Origin of the sequence: Aeromonas sp. FDAARGOS 1419, from assembly GCF_019047045.1 — a bacterium.
Classification (GTDB): domain Bacteria; phylum Pseudomonadota; class Gammaproteobacteria; order Enterobacterales; family Aeromonadaceae; genus Aeromonas; species Aeromonas veronii.
The window spans coordinates 531,784-548,604 of record NZ_CP077209.1; the positions used below are offsets into that span (position 1 = coordinate 531,784).

Genomic DNA, 16,821 nt, shown 5'->3' on the forward strand with positions numbered 1-16,821 from the left:
GAAAAATAAACAACAACGGCCCGCCAATGCGGGCCGTTGTTGTTTATGGCTCGTCTACACTGCTAGATAGTTTCCATCTGGAGTGTACGGTTATGAATATTGCTCGTCGACTGCAACTGATAGCGCTGTTGGTGATGCTGACGCTCATTTTTCTCAGTTGGTTCAGTATCAATCGCCTTGGGGCAGGCAACCGTGATTTGAGCTATGTGACGGACAATACGGTGCCCAGTATTTCGCTGATTAAGGAAGTGCAGGCCGATTTCTATGAATTGCACTCGCTGGTACAAACACATGTGCTCAATACCGACTCAAGCAAGATGCAGCAGATTGAAACGGGTATCACCGAGATACGGGGACAAATCAATTCGCTGCTCGACAAATATAAGGCAGAGATGCTCTCCAATGATGAAGATCGGCGCCTGACTGACGATGATCAACGTATTGTCGCGCAATATTATCAGGAGATAGACAAGGTTCTGCAGCTCTCCCGCCAAAACAAGAATGATGAAGCCAGAGACATGCTGGCGGGAGAGGCATACGCACTGTTCAAGCAGTTTGCCAAGGCCATCGAGCTTCACGTCAACTTCAATATGGATTTGGGACTGGCGCTCAAGAAGCAGGGTCAGGAGAACTACGACAACAGCCTGCAAACCCTGCTGTTGATCGCCGGTGGTGCCACCGTACTGACGATGGGGCTGTTTGTCTGGTTGTTCAATCAGGTGGCCAATCCCCTTCGCACCGCCATGGATACCCTGACCCGGATCCAGCGTGACCTCAACTTTACCCTCAGAGCGGATGTGAAACAGCAGGATGAGATTGGCCTGACCCTCAATGCGGTCAACCGTCTGCTCGATACCTTGCAGCAGACATTTACCGAATTTTCCGTCGGCAGCTTGCAGATCAAGAGCACTGCCGAATCCCTCTCTCAGGCAGCGCAACACTTGGCCAGCTCGGCTAATCAGGCCAATGATGCCACCAGTCTGATAGCCGCCGGTGTCGAAGAGATGACGGTCAGCATCACAGATATCTCCCAGCGCACTCTGGAGACGAGCCGCATCACCAACGAGTCGGGGCAGCTGGCGACCGAGGGGGGCCGGACCATCGAGCGCACCGTCCATGCCATCAACGAGATAGCCGACTCGATCCGGCAGGCCTCGGCCGAGGTCATTGCGCTGGGTGAGGGCATTTCGCGCATTGGCGGTGTGGTCAACGTGATCCGTGATGTGGCGGGGCAGACCAACTTGCTGGCCTTGAACGCGGCCATTGAGGCGGCGAGGGCCGGGGAGTCCGGCCGTGGCTTTGCGGTGGTGGCAGATGAAGTGCGCAAACTGGCAGAGCGGACGGCGCAATCCACCCAGGAGATCTCCGCCACGGTAGAGGCGATCCAGCAGGAGTCGAACAATACGGTCTCCCGCATGCATCTGGTGGAGGAGAAGGTGAGCCAGGGGGTCACCATGGCGACAGAGAGTGGTGCCATTATTGCCGAGATCCGCAGTGCGTCGCACCGGGTGATGGAGCAGGTGGGCGAGATCACCAATGCCATCCGCGAGCAGAGTTCGGCCGCCGAGTCGATCGCTCATCAGGTGGAGCAGATAGCTCAGGTCGTGCAGCAAACCAGCAGCACAGCAGAGGAGACCTCTGCCGCAGCCGAGGAGCTCAATGTCACCACCGAGAGTATCCACCAGCAGATATCCCGTTACCGCATTCAGTAATGCTGACGGTTGTTATCCATCTGCTATCCCCGCCAGCCAGCTGGCGGGGATTTTTTATATGACCTGCTTAGAAGCCTGAGCTCGGTTGCTGCAAAAATGCCGCCTCTTCCGGTGTGCTGGTGCGACCCAGAATGTCGTTTCGGTGGGGAAAGCGGCCAAAGCGTTCGATGATCACCTGATGACGACGGGCAAAGTCGGCAAAGCCCGCGAAGGTCGCCTGCGCCGGTGTGCCAGCCTGCTCGGCAGCGAGTGCCTCGAACAGCGCCACACTTCTAGCCTGTTGTTCGCGGGATTCGGCATGTTCCAGCGGCAGATAGAAGAAGACCCGCTCCAGTGGCGAGAGGGATTTGTCCGCCCCGATGGATAGCCCTTTCAGGCAGAGATCCCGTGCCAGCGGATCCTGGGCAAAGGCCGCAGGCGTGCCGCGATGGATATTGCGTGGCAGCTGGTCAAGCAGCAGGAGCAGCGCCAGCCGACCGCTGGGGAGATCGGCCCAGTAGGTGAGACTGCCCTTGGCTGCGGCCTCTGCCTGCTCGCCAAAGCGGCTGGCTAGCAGGGCATCCGTTTCGCTGCTTTTTCCCCACCAGAGGGGGGCTTGCCGTGTGGCCCGCAGGATGTCATCGGCTTCGTCGCCAAACCAGAGAGCGAGCAGAGGTTGCCAGGGTTGCATGGGAACTCCTTGAGGTGATTCAGAGGGAACCAGGAACAAATGGCTCAGGGGTGCTGCCGAAACGGCGGCTTCTCGTTACACTGTGCCATCTTTTGCCCGAAAGACGTAACCCCCGATGGTGAGCACCGGATTCTTGGCTCGGCCGATGATGGCCTGCGATCGCCATGAGGTGGTCCTGTTGACCTTGGTGGTTATCGGGACGTAAACCTCTCTCCCGGGGTTGTTCTCACTGATATAAGGAATCTTTGATATGGCCGGAACCAGTTTGTTGGCCCTGCTCGATGATATCGCCAGCGTGCTTGATGACGTGGCGCTGATGACCAAGGTCGTGGTGAACAAGCGCGAGACATTTTTCGGGAAGACGTTTCTCACTGATATAAGGGATCTTTGATATGGCTGGAACCAGTTTGTTGGCCCTGCTCGACGATATCGCCAGCGTGCTCGATGACGTGGCGCTGATGACCAAGATGGCGGCGAAGAAGACTGCCGGGGTGTTGGGGGATGATCTGGCCCTCAACGCGGAGCAGGTTTCCGGGGTGCGCGCCGAGCGGGAGTTGCCGGTGGTGTGGGCGGTGGCCAAGGGGTCATTTCGCAACAAGCTGATTCTGGTGCCCGCAGCCATCGCCATCAGTGCGCTGGTGCCCTGGCTTATCACGCCACTCTTGATGCTGGGAGGCGCCTACCTCTGCTTTGAGGGGGCCGAGAAGCTGGCCCACAAGTTCCTGCCTCATGAAGTGAGCGAGGGTGAGGCACACACTGCTCCTATTCCCGATGATTTGGCCGCGTTTGAGCAGCAGAAGGTGAAGGGAGCGATCCGCACCGATTTTATTCTCTCTGCCGAGATCATCGTCATCGCCCTTGGCACGGTACAGGGAGCAAGCCTCGCGCTGCAGCTCTCGGTAGTGGCAGGCATCGCCCTGCTGATGACCATCGGGGTCTACGGGTTGGTGGGGCTGATCGTCAAGCTCGATGACATCGGTCTGCATCTGCTGCAAAAGCCCGATGGCAGCGCCCTGCGCCGCGCGGTGGGGCAGGGGCTGCTGGTGACGGCGCCCCGTCTGATGCACCTGTTGGCACTGGTCGGCACCATCGCCATGTTTATGGTGGGCGGCGGCATTCTGGTGCATGGCTGGCCTTTTGCCCATCACCTGATTGAAGGCGCAGCCGCTGTCGTTGCTACCCTGCCCACAGTAGGGGCCGTACTGGCGGCGGTGACGCCGACTCTGCTCAACGCCGTGGCCGGTGTGGTGGCGGGTCTGCTGCTGGTTGCCGTGATGACGCTGGTGAGCCGTCTTGCCCCGGCCAAGGGATAAGCGAGCTTGCGGGCCATTGTCTCTTTTTTCCTCTCTTCATTTTTTGGCCTTCGGGTTGCCCGGTGTCGGACTTGCTGCCCGCAGGTCTGTTGCGCCTCCCGATAAAGGCCTTTGCGAGAAGTTATGTATCAACAACAGTGGAATAACGACCATATCTACCCGGGCCTCGACAGCCCAGAGCTGGAAGCGGACATGCGCGCAGCCCGCCACGCGCTGGAAGAGCTGACCAGCTATATGGCGGGTCTGGACGGGGTACGCGACGATGCAGCTGCGCTGCTGGATTTCTTGCGGGAAGTGCGGCTGCGCGCCCGTGATATTCGCCATATCGGCTGGAACGTCGCCATTCTGGCCGCGTGCCGCGGCAGTCAGGATGCGCGGGATCCGCAGGCCAAACAGCTGGCGTCTCGTGCCCGCGCCCTTAATGCCGATCTGTTCAAGACGCTGGCGCCGGTGGAAGATCTGATGCTGGCGTTGCCGGAAGAGAAATTCGCCGCGCTGATGAGTGATCCACTGCTCGGTGAGGAGGCGTACCGCCTGCGCCACGAGCGTCGTTTGCAGGATCAGCGCTTGCCGGTGGAGGCGGAGCAACTGGTGATCGGTCTGGGTACCGATGGCCTGCACGCCTGGGGCAACCTCTACAACGATCTGGTGGGCAAGATCCGGTTAACCATTGATGGCCGCGAGATGGGGCTGGCCGAGGCGAGCAATCTGCTCTCCAGCCCGATACGTGCGCTGCGTTTAGAAGCCTTTGATGCCATCAGCGCCGGTTGGGAAGGTGAGCAGGAGACGGTTGCCGCTATCCTCAATGCCCTCAACGGCTGGCGGCTGGAGCTGGCCCGTCAGCGCGGCAAAACCCGTGTGCTTGATGCGCTGGATCTCTCCTGCCACCAGAGCCATATCGAGCGTGCCACCCTCGATGCCCTGATGAGCGAAACCTGGCGAGCCCGTGGGTTGGGTCAGCGCGCCCTGGGGCTGATGGCCGAGCGCCTTGGTCTCGACGATCTGGGGCCGGAGGATCTCTTTGCGCCGCCGCCTGCTTCCAGCAGCCGCGACATTCCTTTTGATGAGGCGATCGAGTTGATTGCCAATGCCTTTAGCCGTTTCGATCCCGAGATGGGGGCATTTGCCCGCATGATGGCCGAGAAGGGGTGGATTGATGCGGCGCCCACACCAAATCGCCGCACCGGCGCCTACTGCACCAAGTTTGCCGAACCGGTCGAGCCGCGGGTCTTCGTCACCTATGCCGGCACCATGGACAATGTCATTACGCTAGCCCATGAGCTGGGTCACGCCTGGCACAACTGGGTGATCCGCGATCTGCCGATGAGTCAGCGCAGCTACCCCATGACGCTGGCGGAGACCGCCTCCATCTTCGCCGAAACTCTGGTGCGCAGCGCCCTGTTCGAGCAGGCGCAAAGCCCGGAAGAGCAGCTGGTCATCGCCTGGGCCGAGGCCGACGGCGCGGCCACCTTCCTGGTCAATATTCCGGCCCGCTTCGATTTCGAGCGGGCGCTGGTGGCCGAGCGGGCGCAGGGTTATGTGTCGGCAGAGCGGCTCAAGGCGTTGACCGACGAGGCGTGGGGACGCTGGTATGAGGGGAGCCTGACCCGCTATCACCCCATGTTCTGGGCGGCCAAGGCGCACTTCTCCATCGCGGGGCTGGGCTTTTACAACTATCCCTATCTGTTCGGTTATCTGTTCAGCCTCGGGGTCTATCAGCAGTTGATGAGCCGCAAGGCGGCGGGGGAAGAGGGCATTGCCGAGGCCTATCGTGCCTTGTTGCGCGATACCGGCCGGATGAGCGCCGAAGATCTGGTAGCCAAGCATCTGGGGCAGGATATCCGTGAGGCCGCCTTCTGGCAGGGGAGTCTGGCACAAGTAGCGCAGGCGGTAGAGCGCTTCGAGCAGTTGCCTGCCTGATTGGGTCAGCGGTGATCTGAACAACAGGCCCCCGGACAGTCTCGCTGTCCGGGGGCCTGTTTGTTATGCCTGCTCTTGCTGCGGTTTGATGGGACCAACGAACAGAGGACGGGTCTGGTGACTCAGATCCGGCTGATAGCCGTTGAAGAAGAGGTTGAGCAGCACCGAACTGATGGTGGCCAGCAGGATACCGCTATGAAAAAGCGGTTGTAGTTGCGCCGGAAGCTGCTGGAAGAAATTCCCGGAGACCGTCGGGATCATGCCAATTCCGAGACTGATGGCGACGATATAGAGGTTGTGGCGGTTGCTATTGTAATCGGTGCGCGCCAGGATGCGAATGCCGGTGGCCAGCACCATACCGAACATCACGATACCGGCGCCCCCCAGCACGAAGGGCGGGATGGAGGCGACCAGCACCGACATCTTGGGGATGAGGCCAAAGACGAGCAGGATCCCCCCCGACATCACGCAGACCCAGCGACTCGATACCCCGGTCACGCTCACTAGACCGATATTCTGGGAGAAGGAGGTGTGGGGGAAGCTGTTGAATATCCCACCAATAATGGTGCCGATGCCATCCACCCGCAGCCCGCGCACGATATCACCGCGCCTGGCCGGATGGCCGACGATGTCGCCAAGGGCCAGAAACATCCCCATCGACTCGATAAAGGTGATGAGCATGATCACCGTCAGGGTGGCGATGGAGATGGGATCGAAGGTGGGCCAGCCGAAGGCGAAGGGCACTATGGGGGCAAACCAGGCTGCCTCGCCGAGGCCATCGAGGCTCACTTCGCCCATGGCGATGGCCACCACGAAACCGAAGATGATCCCGAGCAGCACCGAGATATTGCTGAAAAAGCCCTTGGTGAAGCGGGTCACCAGCAGGATAAAGACGAGCACCAGAAAGCTGGTGCCGATATAGCGCAGGCTGCCATATTCCGGATTGCCCTTGCCCCCCGCCATCCAGTCGATCCCCACTTGCATGATGCTGATCCCGATGGAGGTGATAACCACCCCGGTCACTACGGTGGGGAAGAGCGGCATCAGTCGTCCTATCAGCGGCACCAGCAGGGTCGAGATGATACCGGCGGCGATGGTGGCACCGAAGATGCCCGTCAGCCCCAGATCCGGGTTGGCTCCGATGGCCAGCATGGGCATCACGGCGGCAAAGGTGACCGACATGATGACCGGCAGCCGGATCCCGGCAAAGCGGCCAATCCCGACACATTGCAGCAGGGTGACGATGCCGCAGCAGAAGAGATCCGAACTGATAAGGTAGGAGATCTGCTCCTTGGGCAGCCCCAGACTGCCGCCAATCACCAATGGCACCGCCACGGCGCCGGCGTACATCACCAGCACATGTTGCAGGCCCAGGGTAAAGAGTTGGCCCATGGGGAGCATGCGCTCCACTTCATCCACCGGGCGCTTGCGCGCACCCGGTCGGGGGGAGGGGGGATTGGTCTCGTTCATGAACAGATCACTCCTTGAAGCCCGCGCAACTGCTACAGGCAAGATAGTGAAAGCCGCAGCTTTCCCGGTCATTGATCTCGTGTATTGACAGAGGAGCCAGATCCCTCGGCAGTAGTGAGAGGGATCCGGTGCAGCACGGGTAAGTGCACAAAACATGCACAATGCCGCTCACGAGAGAAAACGTTTGGCGATAACGCCTTGTTTTTGCGGGATGAGTCACATACCGGCCAGATAAGTGTCCGGCTGCTGGCAGGGGAAGGAGGTGGGGGCATCTCAGATTGGTAAGGGGTTTATCATTATTGGTCTGGCGATCTCACTTTGATAGCCGGGCACCATAACGTTGCTCGCAATGCGCCCGTCTGCATGTGACGGCGCTCGCGGGCCGCAGGGCGCAATCGGGGGCGGGGGCGTGATCCAAAGCAAGAAAGTTGGATGTTTTGGTGGCGCACGGGGCCGCCGCTGGGGTAGTTTCGATAAAACCGACACAGATCCTGAGGTCTTATCCATGATCATCTATCTGCATGGCTTTGATGCCACCAGCCCAGGCAATCACGAGAAAGTGCTGCAGTTGCAGTTTATTGATGATGATGTGCGTTTCGTGCACTACAGCACGGTTCACCCCCGTCATGATATGAGCCATCTGCTCAAGGAAGTGAAAAAACAGCTCGATATGAGTACCGATCCCAAACCGCTGATCTGCGGCGTGGGTCTTGGTGGCTACTGGAGCGAGCGGATCGGCTTTCTGTGCGGCATTCGCCAGGTGATCTTCAACCCCAACCTCCATCCGGAAGAGAACATGCAGGGCAAGATCGACCGGCCGGAAGAATATGACGATATCGGTACCAAGTGTGTAACTGAATTTCGTAAGAAAAATTCAGGAAACTGCCTGTGTATCCTTTCCGTTCAGGATGAAGTGCGCGATAATCGGGACACTGAACGTGAATTGAAGAACTATTACGACATCGTGTGGGATGAGCGCGAGACTCATAAGTTCAAAAATATCTCGCATCATCTGCAGCGGATGAAGGCCTTCAAAGAAGCCTGATCCATCACGTCGACCGATTTCGTTTTAGGGAGCCAATGGCTCCCTTTCGTTTTGAGGAACCGAGGAAAATCATCATGATGAATATTGTCGTTGTAGGCGGCGGCGCCGGTGGCCTGGAGCTGGCCACCAGTCTGGGTCGCAAGCTTGGCAAGAAGAACAAGGCCAAGATCACTCTGGTCGATCGCAACCGCACCCACCTGTGGAAACCCCTGCTGCACGAAGTGGCCACCGGCTCCATGGACGCGGGCATCGATGCCCTGAGCTACCAGTCTCACGCCAAGAACCACGGTTTCGACTTCCAGCTCGGCACCCTGACCGACATCAAGCGTGACGATAAACGCATCGTGCTGGCCCCGATCCACGACGACAATGGCGACATCGTGGTCAACGAGCGCGAGCTGCCCTACGACTATCTGGTGATGGCCATCGGTTCTGTCTCCAACGACTTCAACACCAAGGGCATCAAGGATAACTGTATTTTCCTCGATAGCCCCTCCCAGGCGCACCGTTTCCACAACAGCATGATGAACCGCTTCCTGCAGTTCGCCACCGAATATAAGCCGGGCGACAAAGTGAAGATTGCCATCGTTGGCGGCGGCGCAACCGGCGTTGAGCTCTCTGCCGAGCTCTACAATGCGGTCGAGCAGCTCTACGCCTACGGTTTCAAGAACCTCACCACCGACAGCCTGAAGGTGACGCTGGTAGAAGCGGGCCCCCGCATCCTGCCGGCTCTGCCGGAGCGCATCAGCGGTGCCGCCCATCAGGAGCTGGTCAAGCTGGGTGTGGACGTGCGTACCGCCACCATGATCACCGAAGCGACCAGCGACGGTCTGCATACCAAGGATGGCGAGCTGATTGAAGCGGATCTGATGGTGTGGGCGGCCGGTATCAAGGCACCTGACTTCATGAAGGATATCGCCGGTCTTGAGACCAACCGCATCAACCAGCTGGTGGTGAAAGAGACCCTGCAGACTACCCGTGATGAGAACATCTTCGTTATCGGTGACTGCGCAGCCTGCCCGCAGCCGGATGGCAAGTTCGTGCCGCCGCGCGCCCAGTCTGCCCACCAGATGGCCAGCCAGGCGTTCAAGAATATCCTGGCCAAGATGAGCGGCGGCGAGATGAAGCCTTACCTCTACCACGACCACGGTTCGCTGGTCTCCCTCAGCCGCTTCTCCACCGTAGGCAGCCTGATGGGCAACCTGATGCGCGGCTCCATGATGGTCGAGGGCTACATTGCCCGTCTGGTCTACATCTCCCTCTACCGGATGCACCAGATCGCCCTGCACGGTTACGTCAAGACCGGCCTCATCATGCTGGTGGGTCGCATCAACCGGGTACTGCGCCCGACCCTGAAGCTGCACTAAGCCGGGATTTGGCAACATGTTGAATACCAAAAGGAGAGGCGATGGCCTCTCCTTTTTTATGGGCGCAGATCAGGAAAGAGAGAGCTACTTGCCCAGATAGGTACGGTCGAAGAAGGTATTGACCCAGTGAGGACGGTAGATGGCCAGCACTGTCATCGCCATGCCGTTGAGCAGAGCTTCGGGGAACAGCAGCAGTGGCCAGATGGAGAGGTAATCCGCCGTGATGGTGTGCCAGGGGTAGCTGTGACTTAGCCCCATCAGCAATGCGCTGGCGGCCACCTTGACCGAGATGGTGATGGCGCCACCGAGAAAGGCGGCCACGAAGATATAGACAAAGAGATGGCGCGGCAGCCAGGCCCAGCTGGCCAGAAACAGCAGCCAGCTGGTGGCTACCGGCAGGGCGATGCCCACCAGTGCCTGCCAGCCAAAATCGGCCAGATTGGTGACACCGAAGTAACCGAGCACCAGCAGGGTCAGGCAGGGGGCGAGCAGTGCCAGCCGCCAGCCCAGCAGCAGGGTGAGGGAGGTGAGCCCGAGAAAATGGACCTCCAGCCCCTCATGCAGACCGGCCCTTAGATACCAGAGCGGCACCAGCGCGATGGCACTCCCCAGCAGCAGGTGCTGATAGAGGGGGTTGTCATGGAGGGTTTGCCACAGAGAGCGGCGCAGGCTGAAGGCCAGCAGTACCAGCCAGATCAGGAGGGCGGCGAGTTGTCCTTCACTCATCTTGTCGTCCATTCATGCAGTAGAGTCCGGGCGGCCTTCCCGACCGCCCATAGCAGAGCAGGCTGACGAGTCAGCCTGCTTTTACCATCAATATTTGACGTTGTTGTGGTACTTGCCGAGGATGCCCTTGACCCGTTCCATGGTCTCCTTGCTGGGGGGCTTGATCCCGCTCAGCTCGTACGGATCGCCCAGCACGTCCCACTTGTGTTTGCCGAGCTCATGGTAGGGGAGCAGCTCCACCTTCTCCACGCTCTCGCCCAGCTCGGCGATGAACTGACCCAGCCCTTCGGCGCTCTCGTCGTCATCGCTCCAGGTCGGTACCACCACGTAGCGGATCCACATGGTCTTGCCTTTGGCTGACAGATAGCGGGCAAACTCCAGGGTGTATCTGTTGCTGACGTGGGTCAGCGGAATGTGTTTCTCGTCATTGATCTGTTTGATGTCGAGCAGCACCAGATCGGTCTGGTCGAGCAGCTTGTCCACCTGTTCGTCGAGATGGCGGACGAAGCCGTTGGTGTCGAGACAGGTGTGGATCCCTTTCTCTTTGCAGGCGGTAAACAGTTCGGTAATGAAAGCGGGTTGCAGCATGGCTTCACCGCCGGACGCTGTCACGCCACCGCCGGAGGCATTCATGAAGTGGCGATAGCTGGTGATGTCACTCATCAACTCCGGTACGGTCACTTCGCGGCCACCTTCGGTATCCCAGGTATCGCGGTTGTGGCAGTACTTGCAGCGCATCAGGCAGCCTTGCATGAATACGATAAAGCGTATTCCCGGGCCATCGACAGTGCCGCAGGTTTCGACGGAATGGATCCGGCCAACGGTGCCGTGAGCTCCGGCTGGCTGGCTGATTTCAACGGCTGGGATCCGATTAATGACAGACATAAACAACTCCAACGATTCGAGCAGGCCGTTATTTTATTACATAAACCCCTATTGATCCTACACCTTTAGTCCGGCGCCCGGCTGCCAAGCAGCTGCTCCAGCCCCTTGACGGTGAGCGGCCGACTGGTGAGAAACCCTTGATAATGCTGGCATCCCAGCGCTTTGAGGATGGCCAGCTGCGCCTCCTCTTCCACCCCTTCGGCGGTGACGGTAAAACGGAAGACCTGGGCCAGATCGAGTATCGCCTTGACGATGGCTCTGTCCTGTTCGCTGTGTACCAGGGTCTGAATGAAGCTTCTGTCCAGCTTCACCTCGTCGGCGGGTAGATCCCGCAGATAGGCCAGCGACGAGTAGCCGGTACCGAAGTCATCGATGGAGATGAGGATGCCGAGCTCCTTGAGCTGGCGCATTCTGGCAATACTCTCCTGCCGATTCTCCAATACTACCGATTCGGTCACCTCCAGCAGCAGGCGGGAGGGGGGCACACCGGTATCGCGCAAGATGTACTCCACCTGTTGTACGAAGCCCTGGGTGTGGAACTGGCGGGCACTGACGTTGACCGACAGATGGGGGATCTGCAGGCCACGGTTGAGCCAGAAGCTGTATTGGGCGCAGGCGGTCTTCATCACCCAGTAGCCGATTTCGAGGATCAGGCTGGTCTCTTCGGCGATGGGGATAAACTCCCCGGGTGGCACCATGGTGCCGTCGCTGCGCTGCCAGCGCAGCAGCGCCTCGATACCCGACAGTGAGCCATTGTCGACCCGGTATTGCGGTTGATAGTGGAGTTGCAGCTCGTGATGACGCAGGGCATCGCGCAGCTCATTAGTGAGGGTCAGCCGATTTTTCTCGTGCTGGGCCATCGCCTCGGTAAAGAAGACGTAGTGGCCCTGACCGGCGCGCTTGGCCATGTGGGTCGCGGTGTCGGCCTGTTGCATCAGGACCAGATGATCCGTCTCGTTGCCGGAGAAGAGGCTGATCCCCACCGAGGCGCTGCAGTGCAGCTTGTGATCGCCGATGTCAAACGGGGTGCGAAACAGCCCCATCAGCTCGCGGGCGAAGTGCTCTGCCAGAATTTTGGCGGTGACTTCCCCTTGTCCGAGCTGGGTAAAGAGCAGGGCAAACTCATCCCCCGAGATGCGCGCTTGTACCAGATTGTCCTGGGGCAGCTCCCTGAAACGCTGCACCACGGCTTGCAGCAGCAGATCGCCGCAGGCGTGACCGAGGGAGTCGTTGATCGACTTGAAGTTGTCGAGATCCAGCAGCAGCAGGGCGCCCCACTGGCCGTTGGTGGCGCTCAGGGTCTGCTGCAAAATATGGTTGAGGCTGCGCCGGTTGTGCAGACCGCAGAGATCGTCGTAGTAGGCGAGCTGCTCGATGTGTCTGGCCGCCTCTTTTTCCTGGGTGATGTCGTAGAAGCTGCAGATAAAGTGGCTGAGCTCCCCCTGCTCATCCTTGACGCCGTTCACCATCAAGCGCACCGGAAAGAGGTGACCATCCTTGTGCAGGCAGCGCTCTTCACCGAGCCAGAACTCCTGCTCGTTGACGGTGCGGCTGACATCCTCCTTGAGATGATCCCCGTAGTAGGTGGGACGCAGCTTGCGAATGGAGTGACCGATCACCTCTACCTCGCCAAATCCGGTGATCCGGCTGAAGGAGTGGTTGACCTTGAGGATGATGCCGTTGTGATCCATCACGATCAGCCCATCGTGGGTATTAAAGGCTACCTCAGCGAGCCGCAGGGCATCGTCGGTGGCGAGGCGCTTGAGCTCGATGGCAGCCCGTTCGTGCTGGCTGCTCAACAGATCCAGCAACTGTTCGGGCTCCTCAAGGGGGATATCGAGCAGCAGGGTGATCTGGCCAATGGGGGCGCCGCTCTGGCCATGGAGCGGAATGCCGATGTAGGCGCTGGCATTGAGGGCAAGCAGCCGGGTCGCTTTGGGATAGCGCACGGGCAGATCTTCCACATAGATGGCCTGACCGTGCTGGAACAGCTCCTGAGCGGGGCCGGGGTCGAGCTGGATGGGCTTGAGGGTGGAGCAGATCTCCTCGTTGATGACGCAGCGGGGGATGATCCAGAGATCCTGACCACGGGGCTGGAACTCGCCGATCCAGCCCACCCGGGCACCGCTGGCGCTCATGGCCCAGCTTACCAGCGTCTTGCAGTAGTCGATGCCGGTCTGCTGGTGCAGTTCGGGCGGGAGGGCCAGCTCGGTGCGGTGTTCTTCCGGTTGCGGTTGCCAGTGGCCGAGCAGCTGGGCGCTGCTGCGCACCAGCTGCAACATCTCCTCGCTAAGCGGGGTGGGATCGAGATACTCCAGACTCAGCACCCCGAACAGCTTGTCCTGCTCCAGCAGGGCACCATCGAGGCGTGAGCGCACACCGGCACTGGTCAGATAGAGGTGATTGCTCAGCATCGGCTGGTGGGCGGCTTCCGAGAAACTCAACGCTTTGCGGGTACGTAAGGCGCGGATATAGCGGCTGTCACCACGAATGGGGTAGAGCGCCTCGACCCCCAAGGTGAACACCGGGGTGAGTTGCTCGCTGCCGAGATCGCCGTTGGCCTGATAGTGCCAGAGGATGAGCCGATCGGCCCCCAAACTCTCTTTAAGGGCCTCGAGCAGGGGCGCATACTGTTGCTGGCTCGCCATCTGGCTGAGGCGCGGTAGTTGCAATGCCAGATCGGCGATGGGCTCCTGGCGAAGGTTCTGCAGACAGATGAGCCAGAAGCCATCCTGCTCGTGAGCGAGGGCGATATGCCACAACTGGCTGGCAAAGCGCACGGTGATCTTGCCGCCATGGCCGTTGGCCAGCAGTTGTTCGATGGGCAGGCGCAGGGCATCGGGCAGCTGGGCAGGCCAGGGGGCGCGCGGCTCATCGAGCCAGTAGAGCGGGGTTTGCATCACGTCGGTCAGGGCGACCAGCCGTTGACTGCGCAGATCCAGACGGAAAAAGAGCGGCGTCTGGAGGGCAGGAGGAAGATGACTGAGTGCGGTAGACGACATGAACAAACAACATCCTGTTAAGCAACCGTCGGGGTTGCAAGAATACTGCAAAATGGTGTGAAACAAAATTTCATTGAATTCTAAATTAGAAAAGTCTAATTTATTGCCCATTATCATGTATGAGGAGTCTTGCAGATGAAACGGATCCTGATTATCGGTGGTGTCGCGGGGGGCGCATCGGCGGCGGCTCGTGCTCGTCGTTTGAGTGAAGAGGCAGAGATCGTGATGTTCGAGCGGGGCGAGTTTGTCAGCTTCGCCAACTGCGGTCTGCCCTATCACATCGGGGGCGATATCCCCGACCGGGATGCCTTGCTGCTGCAGACTCCCCAGAGTTTCAAGCGCCGTTTCAACGTCGATGTGCGGGTCTTCCACGATGTGATTGAGATAGACAAGGCGGGCAAGACCTTGCTGGTGCGCAACCTGCAAACCGGTGAAGAGCAGCGCGAGCATTACGATGTGCTGCTGCTGAGCCCGGGGGCGGCGCCGATCCGTCCTCCCTTCCCCGGTATCGACAGCCCCCATGTTTATACCCTGCGCAACATCCCGGACATGGATCGCATTCTGGCGGCTCTGCATCACGATCAGCCGCGCCACGTCACTGTGGTGGGCGGCGGCTTTATCGGGCTGGAGATGATGGAGGCGCTGCACCAGCGCAAGCTGGATGTCACATTGCTGGAGCTGGCCGATCAGGTGATGGCGCCGGTGGACAAGGAGATGGCCAACATGCTCCATGCCCGCATCCGGGAAGAGGGGATCGATCTGCGTCTGCGCACCGGCCTCACCGCCATCGAGAGTCTGGATCTGCCAGCCGAGAAGACTTCCGCCGTACCGACCGCCAAAAGTGGTGGCCTGCGCCTGACCCTTAATGACGGCTCCCATCTTGATACCGGTCTCTTGATCCTCGCCATCGGCGTCAAGCCGGAAACTCTGCTCGCCGCCAAAGCGGGGCTAGAGCTGGGCCCGCGGGGCGGCATCAAGGTGGATGCCGGGATGCGTACCTCGGATCCCTTCATCTATGCGGTGGGGGATGCGGTGGAAGAGATTGACTTCGTCACCGGCGAATCTGTGCTGATCCCGCTGGCGGGCCCGGCCAACCGGCAGGGGCGCATCGCTGCCGACAACATGCTGGGCAGAAGCGAAACCTACAAGAAGACGCAAGGGACCGCCATCTGCAAGCTGTTCGATCTGGCAGTGGCCAGCACCGGCCTCAACGAGAAGCGACTGGTGCAGCTGGGATTGCCGTTCGAGAAGGTCTATGTCCACCCGGGCAGCCACGCCGGTTACTACCCCGGTGCTCATCCGGTCAGCCTCAAGCTGCTGTTTGCCCCGGATGGCAAGATTTATGGCGCCCAGGCCATCGGCAAGGATGGCATCGACAAGCGCATCGACGTGCTGGCGGTGGCCCAGCGTGCCGGTCTCACCGTGTTTGACCTGCAGGATCTGGAGCTCACCTATGCGCCGCCGTTCGGCTCGGCCAAGGATGTGATCAATATGGCCGGCTTCGTGGCAAGCAACCACCTGAAGGGGGACACCCTGCTCTGCCACGTGGCCGAGGTGCAGGCTCGTAACCCCCATCAGCTGGTGGTGGATGTGCGCAATGGCCCGGAGCTTGACAAGCTGGGCCGCATTCCGGGGGCGCTGCATATCCCCCTTGACGAGTTGCGTGGTCGCCTCCATGAGTTGCCCAAAGAGAAAGAGCTGCTGATCAGCTGTCAGGTCGGGCTGCGCGGCCATGTCGCCTGCCGCTTGCTGAGCCAGCACGGCTTTAAAGTGAAGAATCTCTCCGGCGGCTTCAAAACCTGGCAGATGGCCACCGCCGAGTAACCGTTTTATTTCTGTGCCTGTTTGCCCCTCTCCCTTGTGCGTGCAAGATGAGGGGCTTTTTGTTTCTGCTTTTCGCCCTTCTTGCATTCCCCTGGTTACTGCAATATTTCGACACACTTTATTTCCTGTGCCGGACAAAATTAACGTTTTGTTCAGGGGATGGGTGCTATAACCCCTGCCTCGTTCATGATGAACCGTGTAGTAGGGAGAGTGACATGCTGGATATGCTGATGGCCATTTGGCATCAGGATTTTGACGCCCTGGTTCAGATGCAGGCGGTACCCCTGCTGATCAGTTGCCTGATGCTGGTACTGCTGCTGGAGTCCGCATTCGTCTTCCTGCCCCTGCCGGGGGACAGCCTGGTACTGCTGGCCGGTGGGTTGGTGGGCATGGGGGTGTTTGGCCCCGAAGTGACTCTTGTCTATCTGCCGTTGGCTGCTGGCATAGGTTCTGTGCTCGCCTACTGGCAGGGACGGGCACTGCAGCGCACCCGCTTTATGGATCATATCGAACGGATGTTGCCTCCCGACAGCCTGCCCAAGGCGACCCGGCTGCTGAAAAAGTACGGTTTTCTGGCGATGTTCTCCTCCCGTTTTATCCCGTTCGTGCGGGTGCTGACCCCCATGTTGATGGGGATTGGCCGCCTGAGCGTGCTGCGGATGTGCGTGGCCAGCTTTGCCAGTGCCTTTATGTGGGCGCTCTGCCTCAGTTTGGTGGGCAAGCTGGCGATGAATACCCCCTTCTTCCTCCACCATAGCGAACTGTTGACCCGGGCCCTGCTGATTACCTCGCTGGTGCTGTTTCTGGCGGCCGTCATGGCCATCCTGTTTCGCTGGTTCAAAGGCGGAGCGAAAAATGAGACCAGCCATGACTAGATGACAACCCTT

The 16,821-nt window shown here is 59.6% G+C and carries 13 protein-coding genes; 8 read left to right on the forward strand and 5 right to left on the reverse strand.

What is annotated here, in order from left to right; all coding sequences use genetic code 11:
* The first annotated feature begins 92 nt into the window (after window positions 1–92).
* On the forward strand, window positions 93–1,712 hold the full coding sequence (locus I6L49_RS02315; protein WP_216950509.1) for a methyl-accepting chemotaxis protein: 1,620 nt from the start codon (window positions 93–95) through the stop codon (window positions 1,710–1,712).
* A 67-nt stretch (window positions 1,713–1,779) separates the two neighbouring features.
* On the opposite strand, the gene I6L49_RS02320 is transcribed toward I6L49_RS02315, so the two are convergent.
* Entirely contained in the window at window positions 1,780–2,382 is a 603-nt protein-coding gene (locus I6L49_RS02320; protein ID WP_216950510.1) for a DUF924 family protein, read from the reverse strand.
* A 250-nt stretch (window positions 2,383–2,632) separates the two neighbouring features.
* Here I6L49_RS02320 and I6L49_RS02325 point away from each other — a divergent pair, with 250 nt between their 5' ends.
* The 3 genes from I6L49_RS02325 to I6L49_RS02335 all read left to right on the forward strand — a co-directional run bounded on the left by I6L49_RS02325 (window position 2,633) and on the right by I6L49_RS02335 (window position 5,615).
* Window positions 2,633–2,773, forward strand: a complete 141-nt coding sequence (locus I6L49_RS02325; protein ID WP_021231002.1) for a hypothetical protein — start codon at window positions 2,633–2,635, stop codon at window positions 2,771–2,773.
* A gap of 1 nt (window position 2,774) precedes the next feature.
* On the forward strand, window positions 2,775–3,695 hold the full coding sequence (locus I6L49_RS02330) for a DUF808 domain-containing protein (protein ID WP_128814758.1): 921 nt from the start codon (window positions 2,775–2,777) through the stop codon (window positions 3,693–3,695).
* A 123-nt stretch (window positions 3,696–3,818) separates the two neighbouring features.
* Entirely contained in the window at window positions 3,819–5,615 is a 1,797-nt protein-coding gene (locus I6L49_RS02335) for a M3 family oligoendopeptidase (RefSeq protein ID WP_216950511.1), read from the forward strand.
* A 63-nt stretch (window positions 5,616–5,678) separates the two neighbouring features.
* Here I6L49_RS02335 and I6L49_RS02340 read toward each other — a convergent pair whose 3' ends face one another.
* Window positions 5,679–7,085 (reverse strand): nucleobase:cation symporter-2 family protein, encoded by a 1,407-nt coding sequence (locus I6L49_RS02340; protein ID WP_216950512.1) that lies wholly within the window; start codon window positions 7,083–7,085, stop codon window positions 5,679–5,681.
* 505 nt (window positions 7,086–7,590) lie between these two features.
* On the opposite strand from I6L49_RS02340, the gene ycfP reads away from it, so the two are divergent.
* Both ycfP and I6L49_RS02350 read left to right on the forward strand, forming a co-directional pair.
* Window positions 7,591–8,130 carry an alpha/beta hydrolase YcfP gene (gene ycfP, locus I6L49_RS02345; RefSeq protein ID WP_005334000.1) on the forward strand — a complete coding sequence of 180 codons (540 nt, stop codon included), beginning with the start codon at window positions 7,591–7,593 and terminating at the stop codon, window positions 8,128–8,130.
* Between the two features lie 74 nt (window positions 8,131–8,204).
* A complete protein-coding gene (locus I6L49_RS02350; protein WP_216950513.1) occupies window positions 8,205–9,497 on the forward strand; it encodes an NAD(P)/FAD-dependent oxidoreductase in 1,293 nt (430 codons plus the stop codon).
* A gap of 84 nt (window positions 9,498–9,581) precedes the next feature.
* Here I6L49_RS02350 and I6L49_RS02355 read toward each other — a convergent pair whose 3' ends face one another.
* The 3 genes from I6L49_RS02355 to I6L49_RS02365 form a co-directional block, all read right to left on the reverse strand.
* The gene (locus I6L49_RS02355) at window positions 9,582–10,223 is read right to left on the reverse strand and encodes an energy-coupling factor ABC transporter permease (protein WP_043819419.1); all 642 of its coding nucleotides are present in this window, start codon (window positions 10,221–10,223) and stop codon (window positions 9,582–9,584) included.
* A gap of 87 nt (window positions 10,224–10,310) precedes the next feature.
* Window positions 10,311–11,108, reverse strand: coding sequence for a pyruvate formate lyase 1-activating protein (pflA, locus tag I6L49_RS02360; RefSeq protein ID WP_216950514.1), 798 nt, complete (start codon window positions 11,106–11,108; stop codon window positions 10,311–10,313).
* A 65-nt stretch (window positions 11,109–11,173) separates the two neighbouring features.
* Window positions 11,174–14,110 carry an EAL domain-containing protein gene (locus I6L49_RS02365; protein WP_216950515.1) on the reverse strand — a complete coding sequence of 979 codons (2,937 nt, stop codon included), beginning with the start codon at window positions 14,108–14,110 and terminating at the stop codon, window positions 11,174–11,176.
* 135 nt (window positions 14,111–14,245) lie between these two features.
* Between I6L49_RS02365 and I6L49_RS02370 the strand changes: the two genes are divergently transcribed.
* Window positions 14,246–15,934, forward strand: coding sequence for an FAD-dependent oxidoreductase (locus I6L49_RS02370; protein ID WP_005344666.1), 1,689 nt, complete (start codon window positions 14,246–14,248; stop codon window positions 15,932–15,934).
* A 215-nt stretch (window positions 15,935–16,149) separates the two neighbouring features.
* Window positions 16,150–16,809, forward strand: coding sequence for a DedA family protein (locus tag I6L49_RS02375; protein WP_005353037.1), 660 nt, complete (start codon window positions 16,150–16,152; stop codon window positions 16,807–16,809).
* Window positions 16,810–16,821 lie beyond the last annotated feature (12 nt).